Raw genomic sequence first — 13,633 nt, forward strand, 5'->3', positions numbered from 1 at the left:
TAAATTTAACGGCGCACTTTATAACATATTAGTTTACTAAAAGCGAGAAAATAACGATTAAAGATCAATGCTTTTTAATTAATATAGTCATTATTTTACTGGGATAATTTTCCTGTACGCGCTAAAATTAGCGTCATTATATTTTGATTCAATTTTTGACTTAACACTAGGGCGATATATTACTATGTCTACAGAACTCTTTTTTATTTATGATACACACTGCCCTTGGAGCTTTGTAACAACTTCTTTAGTTAAAGAAATTGCTAATGCTTATCCAAATATCACTTTAAATTTATGGCATTGTGCACATTACGAAGGGGATGAAAAAGTCAGTAAAAAAACGATTGATGATATTGAAGACCACGTTGGCATTGAGTTTAGTCATGAGTATGTAAAAACACTCAACATTGAAAAGGATTCGACACTAAGCGCCAACTTAATTGGATGGGTTGGTCAGAAAGTACCACACTTGACCTTCGAACTAATAGAAGCGATTCAAAAGCAACACTTTCAACAAGGTACTCCTTTTACCCATGAAAGTGATTTTAATCAGATAGTAGAAGAACTTAAACTTTCCCCGCCCGCAAAAGTATTTAAAGAAGGTAAAATAGCCAAAGAGGCTGAGTTTACGCTACAAGAAATTTATGACTTTCAAGAAATCATTGGCACAAAAGCCCTTCCGGCTTTATTAATCGCTCACAATGAGAACTTAACATTACTCAACCATAACTTATATTTACAAAGCCCTAGCGCGATAATAGAAGCGGTTGAACTTGAAATAGCTAAAGATTAGACCAATAGACAATAACATTATTTTTAGGCAAAATAGCTACTGTAGCATTCACACTAAAAAGACAATTGAGGAATAAATGGGTATTACAATCAAAACTCAGCAAGAAATAGAAAAAATGCGGATTGCAGGAAAACTTGCGGCAGACGTATTAGAGATGATCACCCCTTATGTTAAGGCCGGTGTGACGACCAATGAGTTGAATACCCTGTGCGCGGAATATACCGATAAAGTGCAAAGTGCGATTTCAGCGCCGCTAAATTATCACGGTTTTCCCAAATCAATTTGTACATCAGTTAATCATGTCGTTTGTCATGGTATTCCTGATGATGTTCTTTTAAAAGATGGCGATATTGTTAATCTAGACATTACCGTGATTAAAGATGGCTACCACGGCGATACCAGTAAAATGTTTCTTATTGGCGACGTAAGCCTAGAAGACAATCGTTTATGCCGTATTACTAGAGAAGCTTTGTATGTTGGCTTAAAGAAAGTAAAACCTGGCAATACTTTTGGTGAAATTGGCACAGCTATTCAAAAGTTTCTTAAAAAATCAGGCCGCTACTCTATTGTTAAAGAATATTGTGGTCATGGTATTGGCAACGTATTTCACGAAGAACCACAAATTGTTCACTACAAAAATAACGATAAAGAAAAAATGGTTGAAGGTATGTGCTTTACCATTGAGCCTATGGTTAATTTAGGTCGCGCTAATACGCTTTTAGATAAAGAAGATAATTGGACCGTTTACACCTTAGATGGCAAAAAATCAGCACAATGGGAACATACCATTGTGGTTACTCGAACAGGCTGTGAGATATTAACACTTCATAGCGATGATACTCTTTCGAGACACTTACAAAACTAATTTTCTCTTGTTATTATAATAAAGTCTACGTTAGCGATAGTCGTTATTTGCTTTTACATCGATAAATAAAGCATGATGTCTATCGCCTTAACCTACTAAGTAAAATAATCAGCTATGCAAACTCTTCTACCTATAGAATATAGCAAATCCTTAGCCGTTAGCTCTCCTTATATTTCTACTCAAGACATCTGTCAACTCAGTCGTGACTTCCAGCAATGGCAAAAAGACACATTTCCTTATGTAGAAGTATCTGTTTTAGTTTCAACACGCTCACAATTTGTTGACAATGTGTTATCTAAACTTTGGTGTCAACATAACTTAGATGAACATCAAATTAGTTTACTTGCTGTAGGAGGTTATGGACGAGGTGAATTACACCCTTATTCTGACGTCGATATATTATTATTAACTCAAGAAAAAATCAGTGATGAATTATCAGAAAAAATATCAACATTTATCACCCAACTATGGGATGTAAAGCTCGACATTGGCCATAGTGTTAGAAGTGTTAAAGAGTGTATAAAGCAAGCAAAAAATGACGTCACTATTGCCACAAATCTGTTAGAGATTCGTCAAATTTGTGGAAATGAAGCATTAACTCAAAATTTATATCCATTATTAGCTAAAGATGTTTTTTGGACGTCTAAGAAATTTTTCTTGGCCAAACGTGAGGAACAGTTTGAGCGTCATCAACAATACCATGGTGCATCTTACACATTAGAGCCAAATTTAAAAGCAAACCCCGGTGGCCTGAGAGACATACAAACCATTGCTTGGGTGGCAAAGCGCCACTTTGTTGCAGACTCTCTTGAAGAACTTGTTGCACATCATTATTTAACACAAAATGAGTTTTTTGAGTTGTTAGAATGTCAAGACTATTTATGGCGTATGCGTGCTGCTTTACACATTATTGCTGGTCGTAATGAAAACCGTTTACTCTTTGACTATCAAGGTGAAGTTGCCAGCTTAATGGGCTTTGGTGATGAAGGTAAACGTGCCATTGAACGTATGATGAAACGATTTTTCCGTATCATAGGTCGTGTTGCTGAACTGAATAAAATGCTACTACAGCATTTTGACTACGCTATTATCAAAAAAGATCACCCTGTCGTGCCACTCAATAAAGATTTTACTATCATCGATGGGCAGATAAATGCGGTTAACGACAGAGTATTCATGAGCTCTGTAAAAATTATGGAAATGTTTTTACTGGTCGCTAAAAACGAAAATATTACCGATTTACATCCACATACGCTGCGGTTATTGAGAAATGCCCGCAGACGGTTAATTTCTGGTTTAATGGATTATGCCGAATGTCGAAGAATTTTCATTGAAATAATGAGGCATCCTAATGGCTTAGGGCTAACTTTTAGCTTAATGCACCGCCATTCAATTATCGCCGCTTATTTACCACAATGGCGTAATATCGTAGGGCAAATGCAATTTGATTTATTTCATGCTTACTCTGTAGACGAACATAGTTATCGATTAATTAAAAATATTTATCGTTTTAGCCAGCCAGAATACAACAACGACTACCCACTTTGTAGCAAGATAATGCAGCGCATTCGCAAACCAGAGGTATTGTATATAGCCGGAATTTTTCATGACATTGCCAAAGGTCGTGGTGGCGATCATGCTAAGTTAGGCGCGGTTGATGCATTAGAATTCAGCAAAGTGCATCCTATAAACGATCACGACGGCCGTATGATTGCTTGGTTAGTCAAAAATCACCTAGTAATGTCTGTAACCGCACAACGCCGTGATATATCAGATGAAGAAGTGATCAGAGCATTTGCTGGTATTGTTAGAGATGAAGCGCATCTAGATTACCTTTATTGCTTAACCGTTGCTGATATGCGTGCGACCAATGAAAGTTTATGGAATAGCTGGAAAGCAAATTTACTTGAAGAGCTTTATTTTAATACTAAAAGAGCTTTTCGACGAGGACTTGAAAAGCAAGTTGATTTACGTGCAAAAACACGCGAAAACCAACAAGCAGCGCTTGAGTTACTTAAAGAATATGCGTGCGATGTAACTCACATTAAAACTTTTTGGAACAAACTTAAAGCGGATTACTTTTTACGTTACTCACCCGTGCAAATTGCTTGGCATAGCAGACATATCATTAAACACAGTATTGTTAAACCTTTGGTATTGATCAGCCCAAAACCTCATCGAGGTGGTACTGAGATATTTATTTATACCAAAGCCTCTATTAATATTTTTGCTAAAATGGTGACATTGCTCGACGCACAACGTTTGTCTATTCATGACGCTAAAATTATTAGCAGTAAAAAAGGTTATACATTAAATACTTTTGTTGTATTGGACCAAAAAAACAAAGCGATTACTGACAGTAACCGTGCGTTAGATATAGCGAAAAAACTGACTAAGTCGTTAATGAAGGCTTCACCCAAAATAAAAACCAAACCTGCTCCAACGTATATTGATAATTTTAAAATTCCCACTAAAGTGAGTTTTATTGAAACAGCTACAGAGAAAACCACTTTATTAGAAATAATCGCGCTAGACCGCCCTGGCCTATTAGCCAAGTTTGCTCGAATATTTCAACAAAACAAATTACACATTCATTCTGCAAAAATCACCACTTTTGGTGAAAAAGTCGATGATGTTTTTACTGTTTCAAATGCTGATAATGTGGCTTTAACACAAGAGCAGCAACAACAACTCTCCGCGATGTTATGCGAAAAATAACTGAACAGATTAAACTTTAGAAATTAAATTTAAAAAGAATAGGAATTAGCATGTCAAACTTACAGAGTACAATAGAACAAGCTTTCGAAGATAGAATGAATATTACCCCAAAAACAGTATCGAGTGATGTTAAACAAGCTGTTTTAGATGCTTTAGCCGCACTTAACAATGGGTCAGCTCGTGTTGCAGAAAAAGTAGCGGGTGAATGGGTTGTTCATCAATGGCTTAAAAAAGCCGTTTTACTTTCTTTTAGAATTTGGGACAACAGCGTTATTGACGGCGCTGAAAGTACTTTTTTCGATAAAGTTCCAATGAAATACACTGGCTACACACAAGCGGATTTTGAAGCTGATGGCGTACGTGTTGTACCCGGCGCTTCCGTGCGTACAGGTAGCTTTATTGGTAAGAACGTTGTAGTGATGCCAAGTTTTGTTAATATCGGCGCGTTTGTTGATGAAGGCTGTATGGTTGATGCATGGGCAACTGTAGGCTCGTGTGCTCAAATTGGTAAGAATGTACATTTATCAGGTGGCGTTGGCATTGGCGGTGTTTTAGAGCCTTTACAGGCGGGACCAACAATTATTGAAGATGACTGTTTTATAGGCGCTCGCTCTGAAATTGTTGAAGGTGTTGTTGTTGAAGCAGGGGCTGTAATTTCCATGGGCGTTTATATTGGTCAAAGTACACGAATTTTTGATCGTGAAACAGGTGAAATACATTACGGTCGTGTCCCAGCAGGTTCGGTTGTTGTGCCGGGTAACTTACCTTCTGAATGTGGTACTTATAGTTTATACGCGGCAATCATCGTTAAGAAAGTAGATGCTAAAACACGTGCAAAAGTAGGCATTAATGCTTTACTTCGTTCGGTATCAGAAGAATAAAAATTTAAATTTTTTCTATGTATAGCGGTGATTTTATCACCGCTATTTTTTTGACACTTAATTAAGGAAAAAAAATAACTTTACAATAAAACGTAGCAAACGTTACAAAAAACCTTCATCTCAATAAATAAAACACATCAAATTTTCATATAAATAACAGTTATATAATTAACTTTTTATTATATAAGCCAGCCAATCTAACCTTTAATAAAACACTTGGCATAGCATTTGCCATCTAGAGGTATCGTTTGCTTTATTATTGACTGAACATGAAAAATCTTTTGACTTCACTTACTGTGCTATTCGCTTTTTTACTTACTGCTTGTAGTTCAATACCACAAGATAAAATAGTAAAAAAACCTTTGATTTCTGATCATCATCTCATGATGTCATTACTTCATCGCCCGGTTACGGAAGATCAAAAAATGATGCTAGCATTCGCCGAACAACGCGAACGTTACAGTAACGATATTTTTATTAATACCGTTAGTATAAAAGGCCCAAAAACTGACGAGGATAATACTCAAAGAACACAACATGTTTATGCCGCATTAATTGAAAGAGACGTGAATTCAATCAGAATTATGGCAGCAGAATAAATTGATTATTTAAGAAGTTAAGCTATTTATTGTCTTTGGATCCCAAGCGAGTTCATCAAAAACCTGTAACCACTGTTGGTCAAAACTAGCCTCGATGATCACCTGACACTTTGTTATAGGATGAATAAACTCTACTTTTTTTGCTATGAGCATTAAGCGTTTAAAACCAAAATTTTTGATGAAAAATGGATTTTGTTTATTATCACCATAATTAATATCGCCAATAATCGGATGTCGTAAATGCGCTAGGTGTCGACGAATTTGATGCCTTCTTCCCGTAACGGGTCGTAATTTTATTAAAGAGTATCGGACACTATCAAACTTACCCACTTGTATCGGTAAGCTTGCCGTTAGTAAAGATTCAAAGTGAGTAACAGCCTCTTGTGGCGCTTTATCTGGACTGACATTTTTATCACCTAATTTATCTAATTTTTCTTTTAACGGATGATCTATCTCTCCTTCGCCAAGCAAATGTCCACGTGATAAAGCGATATATGTTTTTTGAATTTTTTTATCGATAAATACTTGCCCCATCAAACGCGCAACCTCTTCATTTAAACCAAATAATAAAACCCCTGATGTTGGTCTGTCTAATCGGTGAAGGGGATAAACATATTTTCCCACTTGGTCGCGAACTAACTGCAAAGCAAAGTATATTTCATCTTTGTCCATATAACTTCTATGGACAAATAAGCCCGCTGGTTTATCAACCGCGACGATATATTCATCTTGATATAATATCGTTAATATGGGTTTTTCATCAAAAGGCATGATTATCTCAGGGTTTATTATCTATGATGCAAAAAGCAAATAGTATTGATCTATTATTATCTCTATAATGCCAACATTATTCGATTATTATTTTATTTATTATTTTATCTATGAGTACTATTTCTACTATTTCTGAATTATTAACACTTTCTGGATCTCAATATAGGGTTTTTGATATTGGCCGGAAAATAGATAAATTGTCTAAAGAAACGTTTACTAAAATTGAAGCTAACCAAATTCCTTACCCATTTCCTTCTCAAGGGCATGCATTTATAGCGATATCTTTTTGGCAAAAGCCAAATTCGTCGCTATATTTATGGTTTGTAAAATTACCGCTTGATGAGCGAGGTTTACTTAACCTTGTAGCAAGAGATCATTTTATTGCAATTATTATTGAAGCATTGGGCGCAGAGCTTAATACCTCACCAAACGAGCAACAAGAAGCATTACTTAAAAGTAACCCCTATCATTTTACACCACCACAATACAAATTAGCTTATTTAAATAGTTTGATTTCTGTGGAAACAAAAAATAAGAGCAGCCAATACTTTTCAGGCGCATTAAGCTACTTATCAGGTGATAAAGATTGGCAAAACTGGCAGTCTGTTGGTGTGCAAGGGTTAAATGATTTTGCTGTGCGTTTATCTGATAAGAAAATGCAAAAAATATTAGTGAATGCTTTGCCACATTTACCTAAGCCCGTTTTACAACCCTTATGTTCTGCATTAGAAAATGTAAAATTACCGGTAGAAGTTATTGATGTACTCATTGCAAAATTTGAAAGCCTAGTAACCCATAAAGAGACTAACCAAACAACAGTGTTGAGTTTTTTATTACGCAGTTTAGCCTCAAGTTTTCAGCATCCCCATGTTGTACGATTTATTAATACTCTTATTGAGCAGCCATCACCTGAAACGTCAATGTCTGAAGAAATAGCCATAGTCATTACAGGAAGATGCTGGCAAGTTTTCAATAATGAACAACAAATAATGATCTTTTTTGAGTTATTAGTTGACCAGCAAGAACTTGAAGTATTTCAAGCAATTTTCAAAGACCTTGTTGCTATTCCAGCATTACGTCCATTAATATTTCAATGTATGAGATCGCCAAAACGTAGCCAAGCATTAAGTAAAGCTATTGGTCTATTATTTCAACGCTAACTATAGAGACCTCGAATGGAAAATATATATTTATTACTGATTGTTTGTTTATTTTTGTGGTACTTCATTTATCTCAGAAAAGTATCTGAATACGCTTTACGCCATATAAAGGCCTATTGTGATAAGGATGGCTTACAGTTTATTTCACTTTCTCGAAGCTCAAGTCGATTAACCTTTAACAAAGCTTTAGGGCCTCATTGGATAAGTGTCTTTGACTTTGAGTTTAGCGGGGATAGAGAATCAAGTTATCAAGGTCAAGCGACTTTAAAGGGATTTAAACTTGATAGTATCCATGTACCGATGTACAAAATTTAAATGCCAAACGACAATTAACAGTGGCAAAAAAAGTTAAAAAATACAGACATGCATTAGATGCATGCCATCTCATTATAACGTTCATCCTGAACATATATGCTCTTTGGTATCCATACCATCTCATTATAACGTTCATCCTGAACATATATGCCATTCGGTATAATCGAATGGCATTTTTAGACTTAGGTATTATTAAAACCTTTTACAGAGATTTATCTTAATCAACTGCACCGATGTCTTTAGCTAATTGCTTAGAGAGTGACGTTAATGTATCAACCACTTTGAAACTTGCACTCTCCATCACTGTCAGTGCTTTTAGGGCACGTTCATTATCACCTTTAGCATGCGCCTTCAACGCTTCAATACCATGACTATGAACATCTATATGTGGGGCTTCTATTTGCTTGAAGGCACTTTTACTGGCGTACTTTTCTGCTCCTTCTCCTTGGTAAAACCACTTTCCTAGTCGACACATCGTATGGTCAGTAAAGTCAGCAGCAGTTTTATCAGACATACCGAGCATCACCTTATAGACATCAAGTTTCCAAACGACATGGTCCATTTTTACCGTTTGTAAAAATGAATCGGCGGTAGTATTAGTAATAACCGAGTACATATTTTTAGATAAGGTGACAATTTTCTTAGCCGTGGTTTCTATAGAAGAGGTACTAGCACTTATTTCTTGACTATTATCTCCCACGTGGCTTATACCACTGATCACTTCTCCCATTTGCGTATTTACTTGCTCAATAAGATTGGATATTTCATTAGAAGCTTCTGCCGAGCGTTGGGCCAATGTTCGGACTTCATCGGCAACAACAGCAAAACCTCGACCTTGCTCTCCTGCCCTAGCGGCTTCTATGGCGGCATTTAATGCCAATAAGTTTGTTTGGTCTGAAATGCCTTTAATAATATTTACAAAGTCATTAATACCTGATGATACTGTTTTTAATTGATCGGCTGATGAAGAAGCCGCTTGAGTATCTGTAGAAATTTGTGAAGTAGAAGTAATCGTACTGGACAGCATCTCCATAATTTGCTCAAAGAGCGCTTGTGACGACTGAAACGTATCTCGATGTTGATTTAAATGGGCTGATGATAGGGCTAGATCTTCACAAATAAGGTTAACGAGCGACGATGATTGCAACCATAGTTTATTTATTTCTTCTTGCGTACGATAGCGTGTAGAGTTACTTGAAATATCTTCGACAAGTTGACCTCTCTCTTTGTCAGCTAAAGCTAATTCAGCCTCTAACATTTCGATACGTGTCGTTAATTGACGGTTCTCAATAGTAAGCTGGGAAATTTTTTCTTTATTTTTTTCACCAAAAATCCTGTTATTTACTACCTTTAGTATAAAATTTCATCTCGTTAATATATATTAAAAAAAGCAGATGCATAGGCTTTTTTAGATATATAAGAGTATGCTAAAAGCAACAATGCCTAAAATTAATTAATGAAACGGAAGTATAAACAATGAATAACGCAATAAAGGTATTTACGGTTTTTTTTATTCTAACATTATCTTTTTCAAACTATGCCCTAGCATCAGATAGTGTTATTGAAAAAATAGCAGCAAAAAATGTTCAACAGTTTAGCCCGCAATTTATTATTGGCGGTCAACCTAACGAAGATGATTTAGTTATATTATCGAAAAGCGGCATTAAAACAGTAATTAACCTACGTGGCGAGGGTGAGTTTAACGGGTTTGACGAACAAGCTACAGTTGAAGCGTTAGGCATGAATTATATCGCAGTGCCCATTAACGGTGCCAATGGTATTAATAAAGAAAACCTCGCGCTATTTACTTCAGCAATATCAAATCACGAGAAAACATTTGTTCATTGCGCAAGTGGTAACCGTGTTGGTGCTATGTTCGCACTAGATGCACACTTCAATCACGGTAAAAATATTGAAGAAGCAATCACTACAGGAAAAAGCTCGGGCTTAGCAAGCTTAGAATCGACTGTTAGAAAGATCATCATAACTCAGTAAGTAAAATGCCAGTTTCTTGTTAAAGAAACTGGCACATTAATTCACAACGTAACGTTGATTAAAACGGCATTTTCATCCCAGGTGGTAATTGCATACCACCGGTTAAAGCACCCATTTTATCTTTATTTTGTTCTTCGACACGACGAACAGCATCATTAAATGCTGCTGAAATCAAATCTTCAAGCATATCTTTATCATCAGCCATTAGACTATCGTCAATTTCAACACGTCGAACGCTGTGACTACCTGTCATCGTTACCTTAACCATACCAGCACCTGACTCACCGATAACTTCCATTTTAGCTAATTCTTCTTGGGCTTTAGCCATTTTTTCTTGCATTTGTTGGGCTTGTTTCATTAAGTTGCCCATGCCACCTTTCATCATAATTTTTTCTCCAAAGTTCTATTGCCAGCAAAGATAGAGTTTAACACGGCAAATATCAAGTAACAGTTATAATGCTACAATTGTGTTTTCATCTAATTGGGCTTGGAAATGCATTTTCAAGCCCATAATTATTTCATCATTTTCTAATAATTCTTTCGCATAATCATAACGTTTATCATTAATATGCGATTGAATTTGATACGGATCATGCGATGTCTCGTCGACAATCGTTAATTCTACAGTAATTTTTCGCTTTAAAAACTCAGAGATGGATTGCTCTAGCTTTTTGTGAGCAACATCACTGTTTAAATGTTTTGTCGCTTGATTTAAATTAAGTAGCAAAAAATCGTCAGTTGATTGCTCATTAACAGTTGCATGTATCGCTAATTGACGCAGACGCCCCGTAAGTGACATTGCATCAATCATATTTGCCCATTTATCAACTTGATTTGCTGAGCGAATCTTTGCTGGGTCAATCACATTTACATCAAAAACCTGCTCTGAAATAGACTCAAATCGAGGAATATCAAGTCTTGGTGCATCCTCAATTTTTGATACCATAACCTCGTTACTGGAAGTATCTTGACGCTCTATAGCGTCATCAGACTTTTTTGCGCTATTCTCCAAGCCCTTTTTTCGACTACGTAACATATTTCTTGTCGCTAAAGCACGCTCTATAGGTGATTGAACAAGCGGTGTATCGCTAGTTGACGGTTCGATATCTACATTTTGAGGAGCAACCGTTGAGTTATGATCAACTTGTTCTAATGAATTATCAAAGGGTGTTAAAGTCTCTGTATCAATATAACGAGGAGAATTATTCTCTTGCTCTATATCCCCAAGCGCCTTTATTTCTAAAGGAGGTATTTCAGCCGGTGATAATGGCGATGTTATCGCTTCAACCTCTGGTAAAGTGTTAGCTTCCTCAAAAGAAGGCTCATCTGTTACCAGATTAACGTTGCTCAGTGATTTATGGATATTTGTTTCATCAAATGTCACATCATCGAAATCATTTGTAGCGCGGGTAGAATTATCAGGAATGCTTTCGCTATTTTTTAATGGTCTAAACGCCAACAACCGAAGTAATAGCATATCAAACGCCGCTTGCTCGTCTGATGCATAAGGTAAATCTTTTCGCCCATTGAGCACAATTTGATAGTATAACTGAATATCTTCAGCACTCATGGCTTGACTGAACTTTTCAACCAAGAGGTTATGCTCTGGTGATAAGTCAAAATGTTGCCCGATGACTTGTGTCATGGCTACTTGGTGTAACAACTGAATAAGTTCAGCGGTTAAACGACTGTAATTAGGTGCATAAGACGCAATGTCTAATGAAAGGTGCATTAGAGCCTTTGGATTTTGCTTTAACAACGTAATGAGTATTTTAAAGACCCAGTTTTGGTCGACACCACCTAGCATTTGCTGCACATTGGCTAAGGTAATACACCCCTGGCCTTGTGCGATACTTTGGTCAGTTAAGCTTAAACAGTCACGCATACTGCCGCGAGCGGCTTTTGCTAATAACGTTAAAGCGCCCTTTTCAACTGAAAAATTTTCTGCATCAAGTATCTGCTGAGTCTTTTGCTCTATTTGACTCACCGTTAATGCTTTTAAATGAAATTGCAAACAACGAGATAACACAGTAACAGGAAGTTTTTGTGGATCGGTTGTCGCCAAAATAAACTTCACATGCTCAGGTGGTTCTTCAAGCGTTTTCAATAACGCATTAAAACTACTGCGAGAAAGCATATGAACTTCATCAATTAAATAAACTTTATAACGGCCTCGTGTAGGCGCGTATTGTACGTTATCAAGAATTTCACGGGTATCATCAACTTTTGTTTTAGAAGCCGCATCAATTTCGAGTAAATCGATAAAACGGCCTTGGTCGATATCTTGACAAGTATCACAAACGCCACAGGGTGTTGAAGTAATGCCTTGTTCGCAGTTCAAACTTTTAGCAAAAATTCGAGCTATCGTCGTTTTGCCAACTCCACGCGTACCCGTAAATAAATAGGCATGGTGCAAACGCTGTTGTGTTAACGCATTGACTAAAACAGTAACGACATGTTCTTGACCCACTAATTCTGTAAACTTTTTAGGGCGCCATTTACGTGCTAATACTTGATAACTCATATTACTGCCTAATCGTCGTTATATTGCAATAAAGAGTGAATAGATAACCCTAGATCTGTTAAACGTTTTTCTCCGCCCAAATCAGGTAATGAAATCACAAATGCAGCATATTTCACTTCAGCCCCTAGCCCTTTAGCAAGGCTCATCGTTGCTTCAATTGTTCCACCCGTTGCAAGAAGATCATCTACTATTAAAACTTTATCGTTGCTTGTTAATGCATCTTGATGAATTTCTAACGTATCAGTACCATATTCTAATTGATAGCTTTGGCTATTCCTAGCTCTTGGAAGCTTGCCAGGTTTACGAACAGGAATAAAGCTTATCCCTAGCGCTAGGGCCAAAGGAGCACCAAAAAAGAAGCCACGTGCTTCAGTACCAATAATTTTAGTAAAGCCGTGATCTTTATATTTAGCCACGAATAAGTCTATCGTTAACTGGTAAGCAGCAGGGTTATCGAGCAAACCAGTAATATCACGAAATAAAATACCCGGTTTAGGATAGTCAGGAACAGCATGAATTGAATTTTGTAAAAGTAAAATTTGTTTGTCAGTCATCGTCAGCATATCAAAAGTATAAATTTATCAAGTCTAAAGAATAAAGCAAAAGGAGGATGATTTACAGTGAATAACGACTTGTATTGTTTTTATTTATTAGATTTACAGCACTAAGCAAAATATTTTCGTCAATTGGCTTCGCTATAATGGCTTGAAAAGAAAAGAAGCGGGTTAAAGCGATGACATCAGTTGTGTTTTGCGTCGTCATAAAAATAATAGGAATATTAGCCGTATTTGGTTTTTTAAGAAGATTTCTACTTAGTTGAATACCATTCATAACAGGCATGAGATGGTCAATAATAAACAAGTCAAACGATTGTTGTTGCGCCTTTTCAAAGGCATCTAAACCGTTTAAAGCGGTATCAATGGTATTGCCCTGTTGTTCCAGCAGTGGTCTAATAAAATCTAAGACCTTCTTTTTATCGTCAACAAGCAATATATGCATAATGTTAATTCTT

Annotated in this window: 14 protein-coding genes and 1 pseudogene; 8 read left to right on the forward strand and 7 right to left on the reverse strand. The window is 36.4% G+C overall.

Annotated elements, in window-relative coordinates:
• Window positions 1–184: 184 nt before the first annotated feature.
• From H4J73_RS08740 to H4J73_RS08760, 5 genes are all read left to right on the forward strand, one after another.
• Window positions 185–793, forward strand: coding sequence for a hypothetical protein (locus H4J73_RS08740; protein ID WP_182180229.1), 609 nt, complete (start codon window positions 185–187; stop codon window positions 791–793).
• A 76-nt stretch (window positions 794–869) separates the two neighbouring features.
• Entirely contained in the window at window positions 870–1,658 is a 789-nt protein-coding gene (gene map, locus H4J73_RS08745) for a type I methionyl aminopeptidase (protein ID WP_182180227.1), read from the forward strand.
• Between the two features lie 114 nt (window positions 1,659–1,772).
• Window positions 1,773–4,376 carry a [protein-PII] uridylyltransferase gene (gene glnD / locus H4J73_RS08750; protein WP_182180225.1) on the forward strand — a complete coding sequence of 868 codons (2,604 nt, stop codon included), beginning with the start codon at window positions 1,773–1,775 and terminating at the stop codon, window positions 4,374–4,376.
• A gap of 50 nt (window positions 4,377–4,426) precedes the next feature.
• The gene (gene dapD / locus H4J73_RS08755) at window positions 4,427–5,257 is read left to right on the forward strand and encodes a 2,3,4,5-tetrahydropyridine-2,6-dicarboxylate N-succinyltransferase (protein ID WP_182180224.1); all 831 of its coding nucleotides are present in this window, start codon (window positions 4,427–4,429) and stop codon (window positions 5,255–5,257) included.
• A 269-nt stretch (window positions 5,258–5,526) separates the two neighbouring features.
• Window positions 5,527–5,856 carry a hypothetical protein gene (locus H4J73_RS08760; protein ID WP_182180222.1) on the forward strand — a complete coding sequence of 110 codons (330 nt, stop codon included), beginning with the start codon at window positions 5,527–5,529 and terminating at the stop codon, window positions 5,854–5,856.
• Between the two features lie 9 nt (window positions 5,857–5,865).
• Here H4J73_RS08760 and truC read toward each other — a convergent pair whose 3' ends face one another.
• Window positions 5,866–6,627 carry a tRNA pseudouridine(65) synthase TruC gene (truC, locus tag H4J73_RS08765; protein ID WP_220460052.1) on the reverse strand — a complete coding sequence of 254 codons (762 nt, stop codon included), beginning with the start codon at window positions 6,625–6,627 and terminating at the stop codon, window positions 5,866–5,868.
• Between the two features lie 110 nt (window positions 6,628–6,737).
• Here truC and H4J73_RS08770 point away from each other — a divergent pair, with 110 nt between their 5' ends.
• Complete coding sequence (locus H4J73_RS08770) at window positions 6,738–7,787, forward strand: DUF3549 family protein (RefSeq protein ID WP_182180220.1); 1,050 nt, start codon at window positions 6,738–6,740, stop codon at window positions 7,785–7,787.
• Window positions 7,788–7,802: 15 nt separating this feature from the next.
• Window positions 7,803–8,102: a DUF3301 domain-containing protein gene (locus H4J73_RS08775; RefSeq protein WP_182180218.1), complete on the forward strand. Its 300-nt coding sequence runs from the start codon at window positions 7,803–7,805 to the stop codon at window positions 8,100–8,102.
• Window positions 8,103–8,319: 217 nt separating this feature from the next.
• On the opposite strand, the gene H4J73_RS20980 is transcribed toward H4J73_RS08775, so the two are convergent.
• Window positions 8,320–8,718, reverse strand: coding sequence for a CZB domain-containing protein (locus tag H4J73_RS20980; protein WP_404851959.1), 399 nt, complete (start codon window positions 8,716–8,718; stop codon window positions 8,320–8,322).
• A 30-nt stretch (window positions 8,719–8,748) separates the two neighbouring features.
• A pseudogene (locus H4J73_RS20985) lies at window positions 8,749–9,360 on the reverse strand (methyl-accepting chemotaxis protein); the annotation flags it as partial.
• 218 nt (window positions 9,361–9,578) lie between these two features.
• Here H4J73_RS20985 and H4J73_RS08785 point away from each other — a divergent pair.
• Window positions 9,579–10,097 (forward strand): fused DSP-PTPase phosphatase/NAD kinase-like protein, encoded by a 519-nt coding sequence (locus H4J73_RS08785; RefSeq protein WP_182180214.1) that lies wholly within the window; start codon window positions 9,579–9,581, stop codon window positions 10,095–10,097.
• 58 nt (window positions 10,098–10,155) lie between these two features.
• Here H4J73_RS08785 and H4J73_RS08790 read toward each other — a convergent pair whose 3' ends face one another.
• From H4J73_RS08790 to H4J73_RS08805, 4 genes are all read right to left on the reverse strand, one after another.
• Entirely contained in the window at window positions 10,156–10,485 is a 330-nt protein-coding gene (locus H4J73_RS08790) for a YbaB/EbfC family nucleoid-associated protein (RefSeq protein ID WP_182180286.1), read from the reverse strand.
• 63 nt (window positions 10,486–10,548) lie between these two features.
• Complete coding sequence (gene dnaX, locus H4J73_RS08795; protein WP_182180212.1) at window positions 10,549–12,621, reverse strand: DNA polymerase III subunit gamma/tau; 2,073 nt, start codon at window positions 12,619–12,621, stop codon at window positions 10,549–10,551.
• Window positions 12,622–12,629: 8 nt separating this feature from the next.
• Window positions 12,630–13,181 carry an adenine phosphoribosyltransferase gene (apt, locus tag H4J73_RS08800; protein WP_404851850.1) on the reverse strand — a complete coding sequence of 184 codons (552 nt, stop codon included), beginning with the start codon at window positions 13,179–13,181 and terminating at the stop codon, window positions 12,630–12,632.
• A gap of 55 nt (window positions 13,182–13,236) precedes the next feature.
• Window positions 13,237–13,620: a response regulator gene (locus tag H4J73_RS08805; protein ID WP_182180208.1), complete on the reverse strand. Its 384-nt coding sequence runs from the start codon at window positions 13,618–13,620 to the stop codon at window positions 13,237–13,239.
• Window positions 13,621–13,633 lie beyond the last annotated feature (13 nt).

The sequence above is a fragment of the Colwellia sp. MB3u-41 genome (assembly GCF_014076845.1).
GTDB lineage: Bacteria > Pseudomonadota > Gammaproteobacteria > Enterobacterales > Alteromonadaceae > Colwellia_A.